This is a genomic window from Nocardioides sp. CPCC 206347 (assembly GCF_048654605.1).
Taxonomy (GTDB): domain Bacteria; phylum Actinomycetota; class Actinomycetes; order Propionibacteriales; family Nocardioidaceae; genus Nocardioides.
In genome coordinates, this window is sequence record NZ_JBMCYZ010000004.1 from 276,707 (window position 1) to 300,470 (window position 23,764).

The 23,764-nt window shown below is 70.4% G+C and carries 20 protein-coding genes; 12 read left to right on the top strand and 8 right to left on the bottom strand.

Annotated elements, in window-relative coordinates:
• Positions 1-28: 28 nt before the first annotated feature.
• The 4 genes from rpsR to ACOACQ_RS15680 all read right to left on the bottom strand — a co-directional run bounded on the left by rpsR (position 29) and on the right by ACOACQ_RS15680 (position 3,517).
• Positions 29-265 (bottom strand): 30S ribosomal protein S18, encoded by a 237-nt coding sequence (gene rpsR / locus ACOACQ_RS15665; RefSeq protein ID WP_182378637.1) that lies wholly within the window; start codon positions 263-265, stop codon positions 29-31.
• A 77-nt stretch (positions 266-342) separates the two neighbouring features.
• Positions 343-909 (bottom strand): single-stranded DNA-binding protein, encoded by a 567-nt coding sequence (locus tag ACOACQ_RS15670; RefSeq protein WP_378596169.1) that lies wholly within the window; start codon positions 907-909, stop codon positions 343-345.
• 120 nt (positions 910-1,029) lie between these two features.
• A complete protein-coding gene (rpsF, locus tag ACOACQ_RS15675) occupies positions 1,030-1,317 on the bottom strand; it encodes a 30S ribosomal protein S6 (protein WP_056710976.1) in 288 nt (95 codons plus the stop codon).
• A gap of 199 nt (positions 1,318-1,516) precedes the next feature.
• Entirely contained in the window at positions 1,517-3,517 is a 2,001-nt protein-coding gene (locus tag ACOACQ_RS15680) for an FHA domain-containing protein (RefSeq protein ID WP_378596170.1), read from the bottom strand.
• A gap of 86 nt (positions 3,518-3,603) precedes the next feature.
• On the opposite strand from ACOACQ_RS15680, the gene ACOACQ_RS15685 reads away from it, so the two are divergent.
• The 3 genes from ACOACQ_RS15685 to ACOACQ_RS15695 are packed head-to-tail and all read left to right on the top strand — an operon-like array spanning position 3,604 to position 6,653.
• Positions 3,604-4,401, top strand: coding sequence for a deoxyribonuclease IV (locus tag ACOACQ_RS15685; RefSeq protein ID WP_378596171.1), 798 nt, complete (start codon positions 3,604-3,606; stop codon positions 4,399-4,401).
• A 32-nt stretch (positions 4,402-4,433) separates the two neighbouring features.
• The gene (locus tag ACOACQ_RS15690; protein WP_378596172.1) at positions 4,434-5,564 is read left to right on the top strand and encodes a lipid II:glycine glycyltransferase FemX; all 1,131 of its coding nucleotides are present in this window, start codon (positions 4,434-4,436) and stop codon (positions 5,562-5,564) included.
• A gap of 3 nt (positions 5,565-5,567) precedes the next feature.
• A complete protein-coding gene (locus tag ACOACQ_RS15695; RefSeq protein ID WP_420288717.1) occupies positions 5,568-6,653 on the top strand; it encodes an alanine racemase in 1,086 nt (361 codons plus the stop codon).
• A gap of 20 nt (positions 6,654-6,673) precedes the next feature.
• On the opposite strand, the gene ACOACQ_RS15700 is transcribed toward ACOACQ_RS15695, so the two are convergent.
• Entirely contained in the window at positions 6,674-8,275 is a 1,602-nt protein-coding gene (locus ACOACQ_RS15700; protein ID WP_378596174.1) for a glycosyltransferase family 87 protein, read from the bottom strand.
• Complete coding sequence (locus tag ACOACQ_RS15705) at positions 8,223-10,559, bottom strand: transglycosylase domain-containing protein (protein ID WP_420288718.1); 2,337 nt, start codon at positions 10,557-10,559, stop codon at positions 8,223-8,225. Before ACOACQ_RS15705 ends, ACOACQ_RS15700 begins: the two co-directional genes overlap by 53 nt.
• A 118-nt stretch (positions 10,560-10,677) precedes the next feature.
• Here ACOACQ_RS15705 and ACOACQ_RS15710 point away from each other — a divergent pair, with 118 nt between their 5' ends.
• Together ACOACQ_RS15710 and ACOACQ_RS15715 are read left to right on the top strand one after the other, a co-directional pair.
• Complete coding sequence (locus ACOACQ_RS15710) at positions 10,678-11,262, top strand: PadR family transcriptional regulator (RefSeq protein ID WP_378596176.1); 585 nt, start codon at positions 10,678-10,680, stop codon at positions 11,260-11,262.
• Between the two features lie 66 nt (positions 11,263-11,328).
• Positions 11,329-12,411, top strand: a complete 1,083-nt coding sequence (locus tag ACOACQ_RS15715; protein WP_378596190.1) for an inositol-3-phosphate synthase — start codon at positions 11,329-11,331, stop codon at positions 12,409-12,411.
• 71 nt (positions 12,412-12,482) lie between these two features.
• Here ACOACQ_RS15715 and ACOACQ_RS15720 read toward each other — a convergent pair whose 3' ends face one another.
• Together ACOACQ_RS15720 and ACOACQ_RS15725 are read right to left on the bottom strand one after the other, a co-directional pair.
• Positions 12,483-12,968 carry an SRPBCC family protein gene (locus ACOACQ_RS15720; protein ID WP_378596177.1) on the bottom strand — a complete coding sequence of 162 codons (486 nt, stop codon included), beginning with the start codon at positions 12,966-12,968 and terminating at the stop codon, positions 12,483-12,485.
• 55 nt (positions 12,969-13,023) lie between these two features.
• Positions 13,024-14,463: a CCA tRNA nucleotidyltransferase gene (locus ACOACQ_RS15725; RefSeq protein WP_420288822.1), complete on the bottom strand. Its 1,440-nt coding sequence runs from the start codon at positions 14,461-14,463 to the stop codon at positions 13,024-13,026.
• Positions 14,464-14,631: 168 nt separating this feature from the next.
• Here ACOACQ_RS15725 and ACOACQ_RS15730 point away from each other — a divergent pair, with 168 nt between their 5' ends.
• From ACOACQ_RS15730 to trxA, 7 genes are all read left to right on the top strand, one after another.
• Positions 14,632-16,926, top strand: a complete 2,295-nt coding sequence (locus ACOACQ_RS15730) for a DUF6049 family protein (protein WP_420288719.1) — start codon at positions 14,632-14,634, stop codon at positions 16,924-16,926.
• On the top strand, positions 16,923-18,620 hold the full coding sequence (murJ, locus tag ACOACQ_RS15735) for a murein biosynthesis integral membrane protein MurJ (RefSeq protein ID WP_420288720.1): 1,698 nt from the start codon (positions 16,923-16,925) through the stop codon (positions 18,618-18,620). Before ACOACQ_RS15730 ends, murJ begins: the two co-directional genes overlap by 4 nt.
• Positions 18,621-18,683: 63 nt before the next feature.
• Entirely contained in the window at positions 18,684-20,654 is a 1,971-nt protein-coding gene (locus ACOACQ_RS15740) for a hypothetical protein (protein ID WP_420288721.1), read from the top strand.
• Positions 20,644-21,363, top strand: a complete 720-nt coding sequence (gene sigM / locus ACOACQ_RS15745; RefSeq protein ID WP_420288722.1) for an RNA polymerase sigma factor SigM — start codon at positions 20,644-20,646, stop codon at positions 21,361-21,363. Before ACOACQ_RS15740 ends, sigM begins: the two co-directional genes overlap by 11 nt.
• A gap of 42 nt (positions 21,364-21,405) precedes the next feature.
• Positions 21,406-22,257, top strand: coding sequence for a hypothetical protein (locus tag ACOACQ_RS15750; protein ID WP_420288723.1), 852 nt, complete (start codon positions 21,406-21,408; stop codon positions 22,255-22,257).
• Between the two features lie 80 nt (positions 22,258-22,337).
• A complete protein-coding gene (gene trxB / locus ACOACQ_RS15755) occupies positions 22,338-23,321 on the top strand; it encodes a thioredoxin-disulfide reductase (RefSeq protein WP_420288724.1) in 984 nt (327 codons plus the stop codon).
• A gap of 54 nt (positions 23,322-23,375) precedes the next feature.
• Positions 23,376-23,708, top strand: coding sequence for a thioredoxin (gene trxA / locus ACOACQ_RS15760; RefSeq protein WP_036543871.1), 333 nt, complete (start codon positions 23,376-23,378; stop codon positions 23,706-23,708).
• The last annotated feature ends 56 nt before the right edge of the window (positions 23,709-23,764 follow it).

Here is a 23,764-nt window from a genome sequence, read left to right on the forward strand (position 1 = left end):
TGTTCAGTCTCCTTCTTCGCGTCGCTGATCAGCGGCCGGCGGAGGTGTAGGGCAACAGTGCGACCTCGCGGGCGTTCTTCACCGCGATGGCGACGTCCCGCTGGTGCTGGACGCAGTTGCCGGTCACCCGACGGGCGCGGATCTTGCCGCGGTCGGAGATGAACTTCTTCAGCAGGCCGGTGTCCTTGTAGTCGACACCGGTCGCCTTCTCCTTGCAAAACTGGCAAACCTTCTTCTTCGGCTTGCGGACGACTGCCTTCGCCATTGTGGTGCTCCTCCTCAGAGCCCGGCCGCGCCCGCCTGGTCAGGCGGCGACGGCCGGAATGGTTGATGTGTTGTTGCCTAGAAAGGGGGCTCGTCGGCCGAGACACCCGGTGCGGCCCACGGGTCGCCAGCCGGCGCCCCGCCACCGGACGGCGCCGCAGCACCGCCGCCGTTGCCCCACGGGTCATTGCCGGCCGGACGGCCGCCACCCTGGTTGCCGCCACCCTGGCCGCCGCCGTAGCCGCCGCCCTGGTTGCCGCCACCCTGGCCGCCGCCGGAGCGGGCAGCACGGGTGACCTTGGCCGTGGCGAACGTGAGCGACGGGCCGATTTCCTCGACCTGAAGCTCGTTGACCGTGCGCTTCTCGCCCTCACGGGTTTCGTAGGAGCGGGACACGAGTCGGCCCTGAGCGATGACCTTCATGCCCTTCTGGAGGGACTCGGCGACGTTCTCCGCCGCCTGCCGCCAGATCGAGCACCGCAGGAAGAGGGTCTCCCCGTCCTCCCAGGCGTTGCTCTCGCGCTTGAAGATGCGAGGGGTCGACGCCACCGTGAAGTTGGCAACCGCGGCGCCGGAGGGCGTGAAACGCAGCTCCGGGTCGTCGGTCAGGTTGCCGATTACGGTGATGATGGTGTCGCCAGCCATGGTGCTCTCCTGATGAGGGTGGGTTCGAGTGGCCAACCCGGGTCAGACCCGGGCGATGGCCCCCATCGTTGCCTGTGGTGCCGACATTGAGTAGCGGTCGTCCACAGGCGACGGGGATCCTCAGATGGTGGGTCGGATGACCTTGGTCCGCAGGATGACCTCGTTGAGGCCCAGCTGGCGGTCGAACTCGTCGACGGTCGCCGGCTCAGCGGTCAGCTTGATGATCGCGTAGATGCCTTCGGCATTCTTCTTGATCTCGTAGGCAAGACGGCGCTTGCCCCAGATGTCGACGTTGTCGACGGTTCCTCCGTCATTACGGATGACGTTGAGGTACTTGTCGAGCGACGGCTGAACCGTACGCTCATCGAGGCTCGGGTCGAGGATGACCACGACTTCATAGTTACGCAAAGCGGTCTCCACCTCCTCTGGACTCAGGCGGCCGCGGACTTTCCGTGGCAGGAGGGCTCTGCAAACCGATCCGGATCTGCCCGGCTCGGTCGGACCGGCGCCTTGCGGCACCGGACAGGAGAGGTTAACAGCGCAGGCGACGCGCCTCACAATCGAGCCAGCAGGCCATCGACCGGGCCACCCGACCCGGGCTCCCGGACTACTCGAACAGCACCGGGTTCTGGATCTCGACGTCGCCGATGACCAGCACCGCATTGGCCCCGTCCAGGTCCGCGGGCAGGTCCAGGCTGACCGCTGCGCACACGTCGTCCGACCCGAGCGACCACTCGCCGTCGGACGACCCGAGCACGTCCCCGTCGGGGTTGCGCAGCTCGAGCGAGAAGGCGGTGCCGTCGGAGAGACCCCTCACCGCGAAGTGCGCGAAGAGGGTCGCGGGGAGCTCCACCCCCGACAGCGTCTGCGGGTCGTCCAGGGTGCTCGGCTCCGAGCAGTCGTTCTCGCCGTCTATCGACCAGCCGGCGCCACCGGCGCTGGCCTGGCCCATCGGGTCGGACGGCGGGGCCGGTACGTCGTCGAGGTACGGCGACACGTACTCCGGATCGCCGCCCTTCTTCGCGATCTCGACAATCTCCCTGGTCAGGTTGACCGGCCGGATCCGGGCCGAGCCGCCGGTGAAGCTGCCGCCCGCACCGGACTGTCCGACCGTCGCCTCGGTGACGACGGCACTGTTGACGCCGACGAGCTCGCCGTCGAGGTTGATCGAGGCGCCGCCCGAGTTGCCGGACCCGATCCGGATGTCGCTGTCGATCCAGGCGCGCGGGCTGTCGACCGCGGACTCGGTCAGGAACGTCGACACGACGCCACGCGTGACGGTGAGGCCGCTCTCGATGCCGTCGTCCGACGCCACGTGCGCAACCGCAGGGAAGCCGAGCGCCGTGATCTCGTCACCGGTGCGCAGCTCGTCGCTGTCACCGAGCTCCACCGGCGCGGGCAGGTCGAGGTCGCCCTTGATCTCCTTGCCGTCGGCATCCGCGGTGATCTTGAGGACCGCGAGGTCGAGCACCCCGTCGGCCACGATCGGCTCCGCCGTGTACGACGCAGCGACGGGCACGTCGTCGTTCATCGAGGTGAGCGCGATCCGCAGCGCGGCCGGGTCCTCGGCCGGTGGCTGCTGGCCCGGTGCGCTCGGCTTGCCGACGTGCGCGTTCGTCAGGATCAGGCCGTCGTCGCTGATGATCGTGCCCGAGCCGGTGTAGAGCGGCTCGTTGGAGTCGTCGACCGCGATGATCAGGACGCTGGCGAGCTTGGCGCGGTCGAGCTCGGCGGTCGTCAGGCCCTCATCGGAGCCACCGGGCCCGTTGGCGTTCGACGTGGTGTCGTCGTCGCCACCGAGCAGGACCGCAGCCGTGACGCCGCCACCGAGGAGCACCAGGGCAGCGGCGATGCCGCCGACCAGGGCCAGGGTGCGCTTGCGCTTCTTCTTCGCGATCGACTTCTGGGCCTTGCCGGCCGCCACGATCGGGACCACCTCGACCTCGGCGCCCGCAGTGGGGTGGCCGAGCATCAGCGTGGTCGGGTCGACGAGCTTGCGCTGGGCGACCCGGTCCTCCTCGAGGTACGTCCCGGCGGTCGACCGGTCGACGTACCACCAGCCGTCGGGACGGCCCTCGATCACGCCGTGCAGCCGCGACACCGACGGGTCGTCGATGGTCACCTCGTTGGCGGGGTCGCGGCCGATCCGCACGACGCTGCCCGGCGGGAAGCGCAGCGGGCCGGACGCCGTACGCACGAGCAGGCCGGGGCCGCTGACGTAGTTCGGGCCGAGCGGGCCGACGCCCGGGAGCACGGTCTGGGCGAGTCCCGGAGGGATGCCGGCGACGTCGACGGTCGGGGTCGGGCGCTGGGCGGTGGCGGCCGGGGTGAGGACCAGTTCCTCGCCGTCGTGGGAGCCGAACCGGATCGCCGTACGGCCGTTGATCCGGACCTCGGTCACGCGCACGCCGCCCTGCCAGGTACCGCTGCTGGACCCGCTGTCGACGAGCGACCAGCCCGAGCCGTCGTACTGCAGGCGGGCGTGCTGGCGGGAGACGGACGGTCCGCTGAGGACGATGTCGCAGCCGGGGTCGCGACCGATGGTCACGGCACGCTGGCCATCGAAGTCCCACGCTCGGCCCGCGACCTCGACATGAAGGGTGCTCACGGGGTCGAACGCTAGCCCCGGTGGGCGGTCGCGGCGAGCCGCACCGCCGGGTTCGGGTGTCGGAGCCGCTGCCTACGATGGCGGCCATGAGCGAGCTGCGCATCGGTGCCCACGTCGACCAGACCGACCCCATCGGCGAGGCCCGCGCCCGCAACGCCCCGCTGGTGCAGTTCTTCCTCGGCAACCCGCAGTCCTACAAGGGCCCCGTCCTTGCGTACGACGGCGGGCCGGCCCAGCTGCGTGCCGACGCCGAGGAGGCCGGCATCGACCTGTACGTGCACGCGCCGTACCTGATCAACGTGGCGACGACGAACAACCGCCAGCGGATCCCGAGCCGCAAGCTGCTGCAGCAACACGTCGACGCCGCGGCCGAGATCGGCGCGAAGGGGCTGATCGTCCACGGCGGGCACGTCACCGACGAGGACGACCCGGCCAAGGGCTTCGACAACTGGCGCAAGGCGATCGAGGCCACCGACCTCAAGCTCCCGTTGCTGATCGAGAACACCGCGGGCGGCACCAACGCGATGACGCGCTACCTCGACCGGATCAAGGGCACCTGGGACGCGATCGCGGCGGCCGAGGGTGCCGACATGGTCGGTTTCTGCCTCGACACCTGCCACGCCCACGCGGGCGGCAACCGGCTCGAGACGATCGTCGACGACATCCGCGCCATCACCGGCCGGATCGACCTGGTCCACGCCAACGACAGCCGCGACGACTTCGACTCCGGCGCCGACCGGCACGCCAACTTCGGCGCCGGGCGGATCGACCCCGACCTGCTCGCCCAGGTCGTCCGCGACGCCGGTGCCCCGGTGGTCTGCGAGACGCCCGGTGGAGCGGACGAGCACGTCACCGACTTCGCCTGGCTCCGCGAGCGGCTCTGACTGCCCCGGGCAGACCCGATAGCCTCGGGGCCATGCCCAGCGTGCGCCCGATCACCCCGACCGAGCACCGCGACTACCTCGCCACGCTCCCCTCCGCGAGCTTCCTGCAGACGCCCGGGTGGGCGCAGGTGAAGAGCGAGTGGCGCAGCGAGTCGATCGGCTGGTTCGACGACGCCGGCAAGCAACAGGGGGTGGCCCTGGTGCTCTACCGCCAGCTCCCGAAGCTGAAGCGCTCGCTCGCGTACCTGCCCGAGGGTCCGGTCCTGGACTGGACCACCGACCAGCTCGGCGACTGGCTCGCGCCGATGGTGGCGCACCTGAAGAAGCAGGGCGCGTTCGCCGTCCGGATCGGTCCGCCCGTCGTGACCCGGCGCTGGTCGACCGCCCAGGTCAAGGAAGGCATCGCCGACCCCGAGGTCAGGCTGCTCAGCCAGATCCCGCCGGTCGAGCGCGCCCCCGCCGGTGCCCGCGTCGTCGCCCAGCTCCACGAGCTGGGGTGGCGCCACCAGGGCGTCGAGGGCGGGTTCGCCGCGGGGCAGCCGCAGTTCGTCTTCCAGATCCCGCTCCGGGACGCCGACGGCACCCAGCGCACCGAGGACGACCTCCTCAAGGGGATGAACCAGCTCTGGCGCCGCAACATCAAGAAGGCCGCCAAGGAAGGGGTCGAGGTTGTCCGCGGCACGCGCGACGACCTGGCCGCCTTCCACGAGCTGTACGTCCACACCGCCGAGCGCGACCACTTCACCCCGCGCCCGTTGCGTTACTTCGAGACGATGTACGACGCCCTGACGGCCGACGACCCCGACCGGTTCGTGCTCTGGCTGGCCCGCCACGACGGCGACCTGGTTGCCTCGACGATCGCGATCCGGGTCGGCGAGCACGCCTGGTACTCCTACGGCGCCTCCTCCACCGAGAAGCGCGAGGTCCGCGGCTCCAACGCCATCCAGTGGGCCATGATCCGGGACGCCGTCGCCGCCGGTGCGGCCGTCTACGACCTGCGCGGCATCACCGAGACCCTCGACACCGACGACTCGCACGTCGGCCTGATCCAGTTCAAGGTCGGCACCGGCGGCGAAGCCGTCGAGTACGCCGGCGAGTGGGACCTGCCGATCAACCGGGCGCTCTACAAGGCGTTCCAGGTCTACCTGGCTCGGCGGGGCTGAGCCGTGTCCCTCACCCTCACCGTCGACGGCCCGCGCTGGCGCGAGCACCTCGAGTCCGTCGCCACCGCCCACCCCGGCCTGGTGCCGGTCGCGAAGGGCAACGGCTACGGCTTCACCAACGCCCGCCTCGCCCGCAAGGCGCAGTGGCTGGTCGAGCGCGGCCACGACGTCCACGCCCTCGCGGTCGGGATGTACGACGAGCTGCCGGACGTCGTCCAACGCTGGCACGGTGACGTGCTGGTCCTCACGCCGTGGCGCCCGTGGGTGGCCCTGCCCGAGCCTGCACTCGCGCGTCGACTGATCCACACCGTCAGCCGGGTCACCGACCTGCGCGACCTGCTCCACGCCGACCCGACCGCCCGCGTCGTCCTCGAGCGGATGACCTCGATGCGCCGCCACGGCATGGCCGCGCGCGAACTGTGGGAAGCCGGCGACCTGCTGCGCAAGCACCCGGGCGCCCGCGTCGAGGGCCTCGCGCTGCACCTGCCGCTCGGCCAGGGCACGCACCTGGGCGAGGTCACCCGGTTGATGAACGACTACGTCGCCGCCGAGCTCCCTTCCGAGTCACCCGCGCACCGGCCCACGGTCTGGGTCAGCCACCTGACCGACGCCGAGCTGGCGACCCTGCGCAGCCAGTACGGCGACTTCACCTTCCGCCCGCGCATCGGCACCGGCCTCTGGCTGGGTGCGCGGTCCGCGCTGCGCGTGACCGCGACCGTCCTCGACGTGCATGCCGTCGACCGGGGCGACGCCTTCGGGTACCGCGGCCGAACCGCCCCCAAGTCCGGCCACGTGCTGGTCGTCTCCGGTGGCACCGCCCACGGCATCGGCCTGGAAGCGCCGACCGGCGAGCAGACCATCAAGGCGCGCGCCGCGACGCTCGCCCGGGGCGGCCTCGACGCGGTCGGATTCGTGCGGTCGCCGTACTCCATCGACGGGAAGCAGCGGCTCTTCGCCGAGCCCCCGCACATGCAGGCCTCGATGCTGTTCCTCCCGCACGGTTCGCGGGTGCCCGAGGTGGGCGAGGAGGTCGACGTACGGGTGCGTTACACCGCGACCGCGTTCGACCGGGTCGTGGTCACGCCGTAGGCGTCTCGATACGCCCTCGCCTAGCGGCTCGGGCTACTCGACGAGCCTGCCTGCGCAAGGTCGTCCGGTGCGTCGAGACGAACGGGGTCGTGGTCGGGGCGGTACAGGTCGCGCACGATGACCGCCGCGAGGTAGAGCTCCCCGAGCACCCGGACCGCGATGCCGACCCAGTAGAACCCGGCGTCACCGCCGCCCGCCGGGGTCAGGTAGCCGCCGAGGTACCACCAGATCGTGCAGAAGTAGAAGACCTCCGTGCCCTGCCAGATCAGCTGGTCGCGCCAGCGCGGCCGGGCGAGCACGGCGAGCGGCAGCAGCCACAGGACGTACTGCGGGGAGTAGACCTTGTTGACCAGGAGGAAGCCGACCACGATCAGGTAGCCGAGCTGGGCTAGGCGCGGGGTGACACTGTCGGCGCACCCACTTCCTGACGTCTTCTGACGCTTCTTGCCCGTTGCAACGGGCAGGAAGCGCAGGAATACCCGCTTCAGCGGGGATTCCTGCGCCCCTCGCCCAGCGGTCATGCCGATCACGAACACCCCGAGGCACCAGGCGCCGAAGATGATCCACGACCACACGTTGATCGTGTGTGCCTTGAAGCCGATGTCGCCGGCCTGGTCGATCAGCATCCACACCGACCCGAGGTCGGCGGTGCGTTCGGCGTTGAAGCTCCAGAACACTTTCCACTGGTCCGGGCCGGTGAGGAACCCGGGCGCGTTCGCGACCAGCCAGGCCAGCGCGGCGGAGACGGTCACGGACCCGAACGTCCAGTACTGGCGCCGGCGCAGGCAGATCACCAGGATCGCGCCGAGCAGGAAGAGCGGATAGAGCTTCGCCGCCGTCCCGAGCCCGATCAGGATGCCGGTCAGCACGGGCCGGTCGCGCGACCACGACCAGAGCGCCCCGGCCACCAGCGCGACGGCGATCAGGTCCCAGTTGATCAGGCCGGTGAGCAGCAGGGCGGGTGAGAGGGCGAACGCCGCGGCGTCCCAGGGACGGCGCTCGTGGGTGCGCGAGAGGAGCCACACGGCGGCCAGGGCGAGGAAGGCGAACCCGATCGCGTTCACCAGCAGGAAGATGGTCTGCTCGTCGTCGACCTCCTCGTCGTCGTACAAACGGTCGACGGGCGACTGGTAACGCTGCTCGACGTCGGGCGAACCGTTCAGCCAGTGCGTCACCCACGCCGTGCCCCACGCCCAGTAGGCGATGCCGACGGGGTACTCCATCACCTCGTAGCGCGCCCGGGTCTGCTCGTCGTCGGAGTACGGCCAGGCGTGCTCGGCCAGCCCCCGCGGCACGTAGAGCGGCCGCAGGTCGGTGTAACACATGTGGGAGTAGACCCAGTTCTGGTCCTTGCCGTCGACCAGCGAGCACGGCGCCTTCTGGACCAGGCCCAGGCAGCAGGTCAGCGCGGTCAGCAGCAGCAGCACCCGCATCGGCGTCCACCAGCGGTGCGGCCGCGCGCGCTCACCCATCGGCCCGCCGACCACCTCGCTCAGCGCGGTGACGACGGGATCGTCGTTGGTGGCGTGGACGTGCGGCATCCGCTCGCGGGGCATCGAGCCGTCGGCCTCAGGCGGCGGTACGACGACGGCCGACCCGCACCCGGTTGTTGCCGTTGCCATTGCCCGGCACGGCCGGGTTCAGCGGTTGCGGATCCGAGACGTCCGGCACGCCGTCGCCGTCGTCGTCCTCGTCGAAGACGTCCGGGTTGCCGTCGCCGTCCGTGTCGGTCGTCGGGTCGGGCGGCGTGCTGGACGGCGGACCCGGCTCCTTGGTCGGCGTCGGGGTGGGCGTCGGCGTCGGGGTGGGCGTCGGCGTCGGCTTCGGCGTCTTGCTCGGCGTCGGCTTCGGCGGCGGGGGCGGCTCGTGGCCCTCGCCGGGCGCCTCGCCCTTGACGTACGCAGCCGGCGGGAGGTCCTCGATGTCGACGTCCTCCATGGCCCGCTTCATCACCTCGGTCCAGGTCTGCGCCGGATAGGCGCCACCGAAGTACGACGGCAGCCAGCCCTGCAGCTGCTCGTTGCCCTTGCCTCGGACGTACATCACGGCGGTGGCCAGCTGCGGGGTGTAGCCGACGAACCAGGCCGAGGAGACCTCGCCCTTGCCGTTGGTGGCGGTGCCGGTCTTGCCGCCGACGGGACGACCCAGGGCGAGCGCTGCCGAACCGGAACCCGACTTCACGACCTGCTGGAGCGCGAAGCCGACGTCGTCGGACACACCTTCACGAATGGCGCGGTGGTCGGTGACCTTGTGGGCGTAACGGACCACGCCGTCGCCGTCGACCACCTTCTCGATGATGTAGGCGTCCGCCGCGACACCGCGGTTCGCGATCGTCGCGTAGCCGTTGGCCATGTTGATCGGGCTGACCGTCTGCGAACCCAGCGCGACACCGGTGTTCGCCTGCAGGCCGGGACTGGAGGTCGGGAACCCATAGGGCTTGGCGGCAGGCTCGGCCGGCGGGACGCCCATCTTGTTCGCCGTCTCGATGATCTTCTCGGGGCCGTCGGGCGTCGCCAGCGTCAGGTCGATGTAGGCGGTGTTGATCGAGTCCTCGGTGGCCTTGATCAGGTTGACCTTGCCGTAGTCCTGGTCGCCCTGGTTCTCGATCGGTCGACCGCCTCCGGGCAGCTCGTAGGGCGAGTTGCCGTCGAAGGTGTCCTTGAGCTCCCAGCCCGACTCGATCCCGGCCGCCAGCGCGAACGGCTTGAACGTCGACCCGGCCTGGCCACCGGCCACGGCCCAGTTGAGCTGCGACTTGAGGAAGTCGTGGCCGCCGTAGAACCCGCGCACCGCGCCGGTCCCGGGCTCGACCGAGGCGACTCCGATGTGGAGGTTCGCGCCGAAGCCTTCGGGCCGCGCCGCCTGGACACCCTGCTGGGCGGCCCGCATCGCCTTCCGGGTGAACGTGGTCGTGACCTTCAGGCCGCTGCCGTCGATCTCGTCCTCGCTGAACCCGAGGCGGATCAGCTCCTTGCGGACCATCGTCAGCGCGTGGCCCTTCTGGCCGGCGTACTGGTCGCCCTGCTTGATGACCGGGAACTTCGGCAGGCCCTCCTCGAGAGCCTTCGCCGCGACGTCGGGGTCGACGGTGTCCATGTCGAGCATGGCCTTGATGATGCGCTCGTGGCGGCTCTCGAGCCGGGCCGTCGCGGCCTCGCCGTTGGCGGGGTCGAAGAGGAGCGGGTTGTTGAGGACAGCCGCCAGGACGACCGACTGGCTCAGCGTCAGGTCCTTCGCGTCCCGCCCGAAGTACGCCTGGGCAGCCGCCTGGATGCCATACGCACCGCGCCCGAAGTAGATGGTGTTGAGGTAGCCCTCGAGGATCTCCTGCTTGCTCAGCTGGTTCTTGATCTTCAGCGACAGCAGCGCTTCCCTGGCCTTGCGCTTCCAGGTGCGGTCCTGGGTCAGGTAGAGGATCTTCACGTACTGCTGGGTGATGGTGGAGGCACCCTGCTTCGAGTTGCCCTGGGCGTTGCTGAACGCGGCACGCAGGATGCCCTTGGGGTCCAGCCCGCTGTCGGTCCAGAACGTCTGGTTCTCCGAGGCGACGACCGCGTCCTTCACGAACTGCGGCATCTCCTCGTACGGGATCGAGTCGCGCTTCTGGATCGCGAACTCACCGAGCTCGGCCTTGCCGCCGGCGTAGAAGACCTGGGTGGTCTCGGTCAGGAACTCCGCGTTGGGGTCCGGAATGTCGATCGTCCGGTAGGCGATGAACAGGGAGAGCAGGCCGAGCAGGCCGAAAACGACGCTGGCGACCATGCCCCACAGGGCGAACCGCTTCACCTTCTGCTTGAACGTGCGCGGCGCCTTGCTGCCCGACTTGCCCTTGCCGGCCGACTTGCCCGACTTGCCGGACCTGCCGCGCGACGACGACGTCCCTTGCTTTCGCTTTCCCTCGACCACGCACCACAGGGTACGGCGCACACCTGTGTCACCCGATTCGTGACGGGCGGTCGGCCGCTGGACACTCCCGATCCATCGAAAGTTCACGTTCCGTGGATATATCGCTACGATAGGTCGCATGGCACGGCGTGGCGACACCATCGAGTTGGCAGTCCTCGGACTGCTGCACGAGGGACCCATGCACGGCTACGAGCTGCGCAAGCGGCTCAACCTGATGCTCGGATGGGGCCGCCTGCTGTCGTACGGCTCGCTCTACCCGGCGTTGAAGAAGATGCTCCGCGGCAATCTCATCGAGGAAGTCGTTCCGTCAGGCCCCCAGAGCCGCCGGCAGCGAATCGTCTACGAGGTGACACCGCAGGGCACCGCAGAGTTCCAGCGCCTCATGTCGGAGGTGGGTCCTGCCGCATGGGAGGACGACAACTTCGACATCCGGTTCCGGTTCTTCTCCTCCACCGACATGGAGATCCGCCTGCGCGTCCTCGAAGGACGACGTTCGCGCCTCCAGGAGCGGCTGGAACGGGTTCAGCGCGACCTTGCGATGACCCAGAAGGAAGCCGACCGCTACGCCTCCGAGCTCCAGAGGCACGGCGTCGAATCGGTCGAGCGGGAGGTCCGATGGCTCTCGGACCTCATCAACGCCGAGCGCGGCGCCCAGTCGCGCGCCGAAGCAGCGCCCGAGACGCCGACACCGTCGACGTCTTGATCTCCACCTCCAGCACACGTTCATGAACAGTCACCAGTCATGAGTACCAAGGAAGGAACACACCCCATGGGTTCGGTTCGAGTAGCGATCGCCGGCGTGGGCAACTGCGCCACCTCCCTGATCCAGGGCGTGCAGTACTACCGGGACGCCGATGCGACGAGCACCGTCCCGGGGCTCATGCACGTGAAGTTCGGTCAGTACCACGTCTCTGACGTCCAGTTCGTCGCGGCGTTCGACGTCGACGACAAGAAGGTCGGCAAGGACCTTTCCGAGGCCATCAACGCCTCGGAGAACAACACCATCCAGATCGCCGAGGTCCCGACCCTCGGTGTCGAGGTCCTCCGCGGCCCGACGCTCGACGGTCTCGGCAAGTACTACCGGATGACGATCGAGGAGTCCGCCGCCGAGGCGGTCGACGTCGTCCAGGCCCTCAAGGACGCCGAGGTCGACGTGCTGGTCTCGTACCTGCCCGTTGGTTCCGAGGAGGCTGACAAGTTCTACGCCCAGTGCGCCATCGACGCGGGCGTGGCCTTCGTCAACGCCCTGCCCGTCTTCATCGCCTCCGACCCCGAGTGGGCCAAGAAGTTCGAGGACGCCGGCGTCCCGATCGTCGGTGACGACATCAAGTCGCAGGTCGGCGCCACCATCACGCACCGCGTGATGGCGAAGCTGTTCGAAGACCGTGGCGTGGCGCTGGACCGCACGTACCAGCTCAACGTCGGCGGCAACATGGACTTCAAGAACATGCTCGAGCGTGAGCGCCTCGAGTCCAAGAAGGTCTCCAAGACCCAGGCCGTGACCTCGAACCTCACCGGTTCGCTGGCCAACCTGACGGACAGCAAGAACGTCCACATCGGCCCGTCCGACTACGTCGCGTGGCTCGACGACCGCAAGTGGGCCTACGTCCGCCTCGAAGGTCGCGCCTTCGGTGACGTTCCGCTGAACCTCGAGTACAAGCTCGAGGTCTGGGACTCCCCGAACTCCGCCGGCATCATCATCGACGCCGTGCGCGCCGCGAAGATCGCCCTGGACCGTGGCGTCGGTGGCCCGATCATCGCCGCGTCGGCGTACCTCATGAAGAGCCCGCCGGTCCAGATCGAGGACACCGAGGGTCGCCTCCTGCTGGAGCAGTTCATCTCCGGCGAGTGACCTGACGACCAGATAGCCGAAGGGCCGGTTCCCCCACGGGGAACCGGCCCTTCGTCATGGTCAGGTGGGGCTCAGGCCGCCTCGGCCTCGGCCTTGATCTTCTCGAGCGTCGCGCGGATGCCGGCGCGCAGTTCCTCGGCGAACGGCTCCTGGCCACCGAGGACCAGCTTGGTCAGCACCTGCGACAGCTGCGAGATGCCGTCGGGGGCCTCGCGGCGCTCGGTGAGGCGGGTGCCACCGGTCGCGGTCGGCTCGATCTCGAACGACCAGACGGTCCAGTTCTCGCGGATCCGGAACGCGAACTCGCCCACGGAGGAGTCGGTGGGAGGGGTGAAGCGCACCACCTTGCCGGCCGTCGGCCAGCGCTTGATGCCCTGCTTGTTGAGGTTGCGGAAGGTCGCACCTTCCTTGACCACGCCACCCTTGACGGTCGACTTCACGACCTGCGGGCTTCGCCTGGACATGGCGGGGATGTCGGTGACGAGCGCCCACACCTTGTCCGCGGGAGCGTCGATCTCGATGGAGTCTTCGAGGAGCTTGTCGATCGTGTCAGTCATGCGCGGAGGCTACCGGCCAGTAGGGATCGCCGGCATCCGCCCCAGGTAGGACATGTCAGGCGCGCGCGGCCCACCACTCCTTGAGCGCGACGATCGCGTCGGCCTCGGCCATCGGACCGTTGTCGAGGCGCTGCTCCATCAGGAACTTGTAGGCCTCGCCCACCTCGCGGCCGGGGCCGATGCCCAAGATCTCCATGATCTGGTTGCCGTCGAGGTCCGGGCGGAGGGAGGCGAGCCCCTCCTCCTCGTTGAGCCGGTCGATGCGGGCCTCGAGGTCGTCGTACGTCCGGCTGAGGCGGTCGGCCTTGCGCTTGTTGCGCGTCGTGCAGTCGGCGCGGGTCAGCACGTGGAGACGCTCGAGCTGGTCGCCGGCGTCGCGGACATAGCGACGTACGGCGGAATCGGTCCACTCGCCGGAGCCGTAGCCGTGGAAGCGCAGGTGCAGCTCGACCAGGTCACCGACCGCGTCGATCTGGTCGTTGGAGAAGCGCAGCGCCTTCATCCGCTTGCGGGTCAGCTTGGCGCCGACCACGTCGTGGTGGTGGAACGTGACGATGCCGTCGTCCTGGAAGCGCCGCGTCTTCGGCTTGCCCACGTCGTGCATCAACGCGGCGAAGCGGGACACGAAGTCGGGGGCGGCGATCCCGGCCCGCTCGGTCAGCCGCGGCTCGAGGTCGATCGCCTGCTCGAGCACGGTCAGGGTGTGGTCGTAGACGTCCTTGTGGCTGTGGTGCTCGTCGCGCTCGAGCTTGAGCGCCGGCAGCTCCGGCAGCACGTGCTCGGCCAGCCCGGTCTCGACGAGGAGCGACAGGCCCTGGCGCGGGTGGGCGGCGCAGATCAGCTTGACCAGCTCGTCGCGGACGCGCTCGGCGGAGACGATCTCGATGCGGTCGGCCATCTCGGTCATCGCACGGACGACGTCCGGGTCGACCGTGAAACCGAGCTGGGACGCGAAGCGGGCAGCCCGCATCATCCGCAGCGGGTCGTCGGAGAAGGACTGCTCCGGCGTCCCGGGCGTGCGGAGCACCTGGTGCGCCAGGTCCATCACGCCGCCGAACGGGTCCTCGATCACCCGACCCGGAACCCGGACCGCCATGGCGTTGACGCTGAAGTCGCGGCGACCCAGGTCGCCGGCCAGCGTGTCGCCGTACTGCACCTCGGGCTTGCGGGAGTCGGCGTCGTACTCCTCGGAACGGTAGGTGGTCACCTCGACCACCCAGTCGCCCTTGCGGCAGCCGATGGTGCCGAAGTCGCGGCCCATGTCCCACCAGGCGTCGCCCCAGGCCTTCAGCAGCTTCTCGGTCTGCTCGGGGCGCGCGGACGTCGCGAAGTCGAGGTCGTTGGAGCGCCGGCCGAGCATCGCGTCACGGACCGGTCCGCCGACGAGCGCGAGCTCGTGGCCAGCCGCTTCGAAGAGGCGGCCGAGGTCGTCGATGACTGGTGCGATCCGGTCCAGCTCGGCGGTGACGGCCGCTTGTACGTCGACCAGCCGCAGTGGGGCAGCGGGCGAGTCGTCAGCGGGGTCGGTCACGGCGCAGGAGTCTAGGCCGTAGGAGCCATGACCCCTTCCTCGCCGAGGTTGATTGATGTCAATCAACCTCGGCGAGGGCACCTGCGCCGTGGGGTCCGCTGGGTGCCGGGGTGGCCCCACTACCCTCGGGGGGTGGTCGTCCGTCGTTCTCCCCTGCGCTCTCTCGCGGGTGGACTGACCGGACTGCTGCTCGGCGCGGCCGTCCTGGCCGGGCCTGCGGCCAGCGCCGACGACAATGCCGACGACAGTGCCACCGCTGCCTACGAGGGCGGCCACGCCACCACTCCACGCGTCGCGGCAGGCCCCGATGACGACGGTGACGACGCCCCGCTGGCGATCACCATCGACGAGCTGACCCCCGGTGGACTGCCCCGCTCCGGACCACTCGTCGTCAGCGGCACGATCACCAACGTCGGCCTGGAGACCTGGGAGGACGTCAGCCTCTACCCGATGTTCAGCTCCGGGCCGGGCTGCACCATCTGCGCCAGCGTGATGACCACGTCGGCAGAGCTGGAGGTCGCTGCCGACCTCGACGCGGAGGCACCGGTCGGCGAGCGCTACACCGCCGTGCAGTCGCAGGTGAGCGCACTCGTGCCGGGCCAGGTGGCTTCGTACACCCTGCGGATCCCGCAGGCGGCGCTGCGGGTCCTGTTCCCGGCGCCGACCGCGGGCGTCTACTGGTTCGGCGTGCACGCCCTCGGCGCCAGCCAGAGCACGCCGCGCGACCTGATCGCGGACGGGCGGGCGCGCACCTTCCTGCCGTACATCCCGGGCAACGTCGACGGAACCGTCGAGACCGCCGTCGTGGTGCCCCTGCGCGGCCCGGTCACCCACGCCAGCGACGGTTCCCTCAGTCGTACGGCGTCGTGGCAGGAGGCGCTCACCCTCGACGGCAACCTCGGCGGACCGCTGGCCTTCGGCGCGGCCAGTGGGATCAACCCCGTGACGTGGCTGGTCGATCCCGCCGTGCTCGACGCCGTGCGGCACCTGTCCCTGCGCAACCTGCCGCGCGACGTGGCACCGGCACCCGATCCCGAGGAACCCCCGGCCAGCGAGGAACCCGCGGGCAACGAGGACGAGGAACCCGCGGGCAGCGAGGACGAGCCCGGCCTGCCGGCCGACCATCCCCTCGTCACCGCCGCAACGTCGTGGCTGCTGCAGGCCAAGACCGTCCTCACCATCGACACCACCGCCGCGCTGCCCTACGGCGACCCGGACCTCTCCGCCGCCGCCCACCACCTGCCCAGCCTCTACGACACGGCCCGCAAGCACCCGAGCGCCGAGTTCGACGCATGGGACGTCGAGCCGCTCCCCGTGGTCACGGGCCCCGACGGCTTCCTCAGCCCGGGCGGCATCGACACCGTGGACGACGGCGCCGCGGTGCTGCTGGGCGACCAGATGTTCCCGACCGAGACCTTCTCCGGCCGACCGCCGACCGACGGGCTGATCGGCGACCGGCCGGTCATCGTGACGGCGACGACGGCTGCCAGCGGCGGCCCCGGACCCGACCCCGTCACCGCGCCCGTGGCCCTGCGCCAGCGGATCCTGAGCGAGGCCGCGGTGCGACTGCTGGGCGCGAAGGGCCAGGCGCCCGAGCCCCTGGTCGTGGTCGTGCCCGACACCGTCACCGCGACCGATGCCGCGGCCTTCTGGACCGGGCTCGACGTCCGCTGGCTCGACCTCACCGACCTCCGCCAGGTCGTCGCCACGGCGCAGCCGACCGAGGGCACCGGCACCGACGAGCGGCAGATCGACGCCAGCACGCTGACCTATCCGAAGTCCCAGGCCAAGGCGGAGCTCAGTTCCAGCGTCCTCGTCGAGGCCGGCCAGCTGGTCCGGGCCGCGCGCTCGCTCCAGGCGATCCTCGGCGACGACTACGACATCGGCGACGAGCTGATCGCGGAGGCGATCGCCGGGACGTCGTACGCCCTGCGCGGGGACCGCGACGCCGCCGTACGCCTGACCCGCACGCGGCAGTGGATCGAGGAGCAGCTCGGCCAGGTCACCATCGACGCCCCGAACGGCGTGACCCTGTCCGGCACGTCCGGCGGCTTCAGCGTCTCGGTGCGCAACGCACTGCCCTACCCCGTCACCGTCAACGTCGATGCCCGCACCGACGACGGCGCCAGGATCGGCGTCGCCAACCCGGTCCGCCTCGCCGCGAGGAGTCGTACGTCGGTCCCGATCACCGCCGACATGACCCGCACCGGCGTCCACAACGTCACCCTGCGCCTGACCGACCCCGACGGCGCCGCGATCGGCGCGGACGACGCGCTGCCGCTGCGTTCGGGCCAGGTCGGCGTCGTCATCTGGATCATCATGGGCACCGGCGCCGCGATCCTGTTCCTGGCGATCGGGATCCGCCTGGCCCGCCGGTTCCGGAGGCGCAGCGAGCAGGACGCCGAGGCCGTCGAGGCGACACCGTGAGCGAGACCTCCGCCGGCACCGGCTCCACCGAGCAGAAGCGGATCCTCGCCAACACCGCCGTGATGGCGGCCGGGACGGTCGTGTCGCGGTTCAGCGGCTTCATCCGGTCCACCCTGCTGGCCGCCGCGCTGGGCATCTCTCTGCACGCGGACATCTTCACCATCGCCAACACCGTCCCGAACATGCTCTACATCCTGATCGCGGGCGGGGTCTTCAACGCGGTCCTCGTGCCGCAGCTCGTGCGCGCGATGAAGAACGACACCGACGGCGGAGCCGCGTACGTCGACCGGGTGATGACGCTCGCGATCTGCTTCCTCGCCACCGTGACCGTGCTGCTGGTCGTGGCGGCACCGTGGGTCATGCAGGTGATGCTCAACCACGACTACAACGAGCCGGCGCTCGCCGACCAACGCCAGTCCGCGATCGACTTCGCCCGCTTCTGCCTGCCGCAGGTCTTCTTCTACGGGATGTTCGCGCTGATCGGGCAGATCCTCAACAGCCGCGGCAAGTTCGGACCGATGATGTGGGCGCCGATCGCCAACAACATCATCTCGATCGCGGTGCTGGTGACCTACCTCGTCGTGTTCGGCGCGGCGACGAGCTCCGAGCAGCAGGGGGCGTTCAGCGCGAACCAGGAGCTGCTGCTCGGCATCGGCTCCACCCTCGGCATCGCCGCCCAGCTGCTGATCCTGGTCCCGTACCTGCGCGCCGCCGGCGTGCGCTACCGACCCCGCTTCGACTTCCGCGGCGTGGGCCTGGGCCAGACCTTCAAGCTCGGCGTGTGGACCGTCCTGTTCGTGGTCGTCAACCAGATCGCGTACGTCGTCGTGGTGCGCCTCGCGTCCGGCGGTACCGCCTCCTCGGCCGAAGGCACCGGCATCACCATCTACTCCAGCGTGATGCTCGCGGTGATGGTGCCGCACTCGGTCATCACCGTCTCGCTGGCCACCGCCATCCTGCCCCGTCTCTCGGCCTCCGCCGCGCGCGGCGACCTCGCCGCGCTGGGTGCCACGCTCGGCAGCACCCTGCGCACGGCGCTCGTCGTCGTCGTACCGTTTGCGGCGCTGCTGCCGGCCCTGGCGCTCCCGTTGGCGACGGTGCTGTGGGGACACGGTGCGACCGCCGGGAAGGCCGGCCGGTTCGAGCCGTCGATGGTGCTGTTCGGGCTGGGCGTCGTGGCGTTCACGGTGCACTACCTGGTGCTGCGCGGGTTCTACGCGCTGGAGCGCAACCGCGCCGTCTTCTTCGTGCAGTGCGTGATCGCCGCGACCAACATCGGCCTGGCCACGCTGCTGGTGGGCCGGGTCGACGAGGACCACACCGCGCCGATGCTGGTCGTCGCCTACACCGGCGCCTACACCGTCGGCGCCACCCTCTCGACGATCGTGCTGCTGCGGTTGCTCCGCTCGGGCGAGGAGCCCGCGCCCCGGCGGATCGGGGAGTGGGTCGGGTTCGTGGTGCGCCTGCTCGTGGCCGCCGCAGTCGTGCTCGGCGTCGGCCTCTTCCTCGACCTCGTGGTCACCGACACGATCGCCGAATTCGTGAGCCGCCCGCACTGGACCTGGTCGGTGCTGGAGGCCGCGATCGTGAGCGCCGGTGCCGGTGGAGCCTTCCTCGCGGCGGCCCAGCTGCTCCGCCTGGACGAGGTGACCTCGGTCGTCTCGACGGTCACGGCACGCGTTCGACGCAGGTGACCCCCGTGATCTCGGGGGTCTCCTAGGATGGCAAAGGATCCGAGGAGATCGGAGGGGGACTGGGTGGCGACGTCGACGCGGTCGGGGGATGTGCTCGCTGGCCGGTACCGGTTGATCGACCTGTTGAGCGAGACCGGTGGCGGTCGGTTCTGGCGCGCGCGCGACGCCGTCCTCGAACGCTTCGTCGCCCTGCACGTCATCGCTGAGGACGACCCGCGGGCGCCCGGCCTCTTCGACGCTGCCCGTACGTCGGCCTCCGTGCTCGACCCGCGGATCCTGCGCGTGCTGGACGCCGAGAGCGAGGACGGCCGCTCCTTCGTCGTCAACGAGTGGGGCACCGGGATCTCCCTCGACATCCTGGTCACCAACGCCGGCCCGCTCGGTCCACGACGGGCCGCCTGGCTGGTCGCCGACGTGGCGTCCGCCATCGCCCGCGCCCATGCCGCAGGCGTCACCCACGGCCGGCTGAACCCCGAGAACATCCTGATCGACCGGTACGGCTCGGTGCGCATCATCGGCATGTGCGTCGATGCTGCGTTGCACGGCCTGCCCCCCGGCGAGGTCCGCGGCGACCTCGAGGACCTCGGCGGACTGCTCTACTGCGCGCTGACCGGCACCTGGCCCGGCCCCTCGGGCTCGATCGTCCCGGCCGCGCCCCGCGAGAACGACGCCTTCCTCAGCCCGCGCCAGGTCCGCGCCGGCGTCCCGAAGCCGCTCGACCTGCTCTGGCGCGAGTTCGACTGCAACCAGGACCACGGCCGCCGGCGCCGGCTCGGCTCGGACCATCCGGACGTCACCACGGCCCAGGGCATCGCGGCCGAGCTCCTGGAGTTCGTCGGGGACCCGGCGGGGATGCCGGACGCGCTGGCACAGTCGATCCCCCCGATCAACGAGCTGCGGCCGATCTGGCTGCCTGCGGTCCTCGACCCGCTGCCGCACGACGCCTCCCAGGACGACCTGCCGGTGGTTCCGCCGGAACGGGAGGAGCCCGAGCCCGCGCCCGTCGTGATCGAGGTCGACGAGCGGACCCAGGAGAGCGTCGACGCACGTCCGACGCCCGAGCCCGACGAGCCCGACGAGCCGCCCATTCCGCTCGTCTCCGAGCTTCCCACCGAGGCCGGCATCCCGCTCTTCGGTGGTGACGACGACGACGAGGTCCAGTGGCTGCGCACCCGCAGCACGCCACCGCCGCCCCCACCGCCGTTCGAGGACCCGCCCGAGCGCCCCCTCTTCGTGCCCGACTCCCCCGACGGTCCCGCCGTACGACGCCCGCGACCCGACGCCGTACCCCTGGATCCGCACCCCGGCGATCCCGGCGAGGACGGCGTGCGCCCGCACGGCTACTGGCCGTGGGACCCGAGTGGTGCCCCGGCGACGGACGCCGACGACACCACGGAAGCGGAGGCCGTACCCGGCCGCAACTGGCTGCGCCTGGCCATGGCGGTGGCGATCGCCGTGATCCTCCTGGTGGCGGTCGCGATCGCGTTCAACCTCGGGCGCGGCCGCACGGCGCTGGGCGGCGACCCGGACCCCGATCCGACCGAGCCGACCACCAGCGCGGCCACCCAGGCGCCCGTGATCACGGGAGTGCGCGCCACCGACTTCGACCCGCTCGGCGAGGACGGCGAGAACCCCGACGGGTTGCCGAACCTCTTCGACGGCGACAACGCGACGAGCTGGAACACCTCGACCTACAAGGACCAGTTCGGCCCGCCCCTGGGACTGAAGACCGGGGTCGGCCTGGTCCTCGACCTGGGCCGCAAGCGCGACGTCCGCAGCGTCAACCTCCGCCTCGCCCAGGGCACCGCGACCGTCGAGCTCTACTCCTTCGACACACCTCCCGAGGCCGCGCCGACCGGCAAGCCCGTCGCCACCGCCACCGGCTCGGGTCGGCTGACCCTTGCTCCGCCGGCTGAGGGCGCGGCGGCTGCTCCGGTCACCGGCCGCTACCTTGTCCTCTGGTTGACGGCATTGCCCGAGGTCGATGGAGACTTCCGGGCCGAGATCTCTGAGGTGGTGGTCCGTGGAGAGTGAGCCCCGCGAGCTGCCCGACTCCGACCTCCTCGCCGCCCACATCGCCGGTGACCCCGACGCCTTCGGCATCCTCTTCGCCCGCCACCGCGACCGCCTCTGGGCCGTCGCCCTGCGCACCTGCAGCGACCCCGAGACCGCGGCCGACGGGCTCCAGGAGGGCGTGATCGCGGCGTTCCGGCGGGCGTCCTCCTACCGTGGTGACGCCCAGGTCACCACCTGGCTGCACCGGATCGTCGTCAACGCCTGCCTCGACCGGCTCCGCTCGGCCAAGGTACGACGGGCAGAACCCCTGCCCGAGGACCTGGACGAGCACGCGAGCAGTGCCCGCACCACCGTCGGCGACAGCATCGACCCGGCCGAGTCCAGCGTCGCGCGCGAACGCCGCGACCGGGTCCGCGCCGCCCTGGCCACCCTGCCGGTGGAGCAGCGTGCGGCCGTGGTGCTGGTCGACATGGAGGGCTACCCCGTCGCCGAGGTCGCCCGGATCCTGGACTGCGCCGAGGGCACCGTGAAGAGTCGCTGCTCGCGGGGGCGCGCGCGCCTCGCCGGGCTCCTGGCCGATGTACTCCACGACGGTGAGGACGAGGCCGACATCACCTCGCCCACCGCAGCCCGCGACGCCGTACCGGGGAACCCGGCGGCGGACCCGCACGTCGGACCCTTGGCGACGCGTGGGCCTCCCCCGGCCGGCGCGCCGACAACCGACTGACTCCGACCGCACCCGGCCGGGGTCCGAATGCCAGGGGACCTGATGACTGACCCGATCGACCCGATCGACCCGAGCGCCACCGATGGTGCCGACGACGCCGAGGACACCGGTGCGCCGTTGACGCCTGCCCAGGACGCCGCCGTACGACGCGCGCTCGCCGAGGCCGGCGGTCCGGAGCCGATGCCCGAGGAGGTCGTCGCACGACTGGACGCCGTGATCACGTCCCTGGCCGCCGACCGCCCCGTCACCCCCGAGATCTCGCACCCCGAGGACCACCGGATCCTCCCCCTGGACCCGTTCGCCCGGCACCGGCGCGTCCGCGCCCGCTACCTGCTCGCCGCTGCCGCGGTGGTCGTCGCCGGTGCGGTCGGCGCCGGCATCGTCAGCGACCGCGGGGGCTCCGACGACGCCATGACCGCGGCCGACCAGATGTCCGACGACGACCCCGCCCGCAGCGACGCCGGCGGTGATTCCGGCCTGGCCGAGTCGCCGGCGTCCGGGGACGACAAGGCCGTCGTACCGTCCACGGCGGGCCAGGAGGCCGCGCCCTCACAGCCGTCGTCGCTCCCGGTCGAGCCCCGGCGCATCGTGACGGACGAGCCGCTGCGCGAGGTGCGCGCGGACTCGCTGCGCGAGGACCTCGTCGCGCTCCAGCACATCACGCTGCCGCACCCGGCAGCCGCCGAGTACGACGGCGCGACGCTCACGGCACCGAAGGACTTCATGTGCGAGCCGGCCGACTTCGGCCTCGGCTACCTCGTCGGCATCGTGTACGACGGCAAGTCGGCCGTCGCTGCCTTCCGCGAACCCGTGGGCCAGACCCAGGAGGCCGAGGTGCTGGCCTGCGGTACCGGCGACGTGCTGCACTCGACCACGCTGGCGGCCACGGGCTGACTCCCTCGTCACACGGGGAACAGGGCCGCCTACCATCGGGTTGTTCCGTCGAGCCCACTGTCGACCCATCGGGGAGTTCCATGTCCACCGCCGCCACGTCCGAGACCCGCAACGTCATCGTCATCGGGTCCGGTCCCTCCGGCTACACCGCGGCGATCTACGCCGCCCGCGCCCAGCTCGCGCCCCTGGTGTTCGAGGGTTCCGTGACCGCCGGTGGTGCGCTGATGAACACCACCGAGGTCGAGAACTTCCCCGGCTTCCGTGACGGCATCCAGGGCCCGGCCCTGATGGACGAGATGCGCGCGCAGGCCGAGCGCTTCGGCGCCGAGCTGATCGCCGACGACGTCATCGAGGTCGACCTCACCGGTGACATCAAGGTCGTCAAGACCGCCGACGCCACCTACACCGCCCGCTCGGTGATCCTCTCGACCGGCTCCGGCTACCGCCACCTCGACCTCCCGAACGAGGAGAAGCTGTCCGGCCGCGGCGTCTCCTACTGCGCCACCTGCGACGGGTTCTTCTTCCGCGAGCAGCACATCGCCGTCGTCGGTGGTGGTGACTCCGCCGTCGAGGAGGCCACGTTCCTGACCCGCTTCGGCTCCAAGGTGTCGCTGATCGTGCGCCGCGACGAGCTGCGCGCCTCGAAGATCATGCAGGAGCGGGCCTTCGCTGACCCGAAGCTCGAGATCATCTGGAACTCCGCCGTCGAGACCATCAACGGTGAGGAGTCCCTGGAGTCGCTGACCCTGAAGGACACCGTCACCGGCGAGCTCAGCGAGCTGCCCGCTACCGGCCTGTTCATCGCGATCGGCCACGAGCCCCGCTCCGAGCTGCTCGTCGGCCAGGTCGACCTCGACGACAACGGCTACGTGCTGGTCAAGCCCGGCTCGACCGCGACCAACATCGACGGCGTGTTCGCGGCCGGCGACCTGGTCGACCACGTCTACCGCCAGGCCATCACCGCCGCCGGCACCGGCTGCGCCGCCGCCCTCGACGCGGAGCGCTACATCGGCTTCCTCGACCACGCCGCAGCGACCGCAGGGAATACCCCCGCGAACGCGTAGGTTCTACGACCAGACGTTTCGTTCAAGATTCAAAATACCCCTGAAGGAGCCCTCGTGGCCGACAACATCTCCGCAGTGACCGACGCCGAGTTCGACGCTCAGGTCCTCAAGTCCGACAAGCCTGTCCTCGTGGACTTCTGGGCCGAATGGTGCGGTCCGTGCCGCCAGGTCGCCCCGATCCTCGACGAGATCGCCGGTGCCCACGGTGACAAGATCACGTTCTACAAGCTGAACGTCGACGAGAACCCGGTCACCCCGGCCTCGTACCGCGTCACCGGCATCCCGACGATCAACGTCTACCAGGGTGGCGAGGTCGTGAAGACGATCGTCGGCGCCCGCCCGAAGGCCGCGATCCTCAAGGAGCTCTCGGAGTTCATCGACGCCTGAGCACGACCGCTGGTTGAGGTGCGAGGCCGCCCGCGGCCGAGCCTCGAAACCACGCA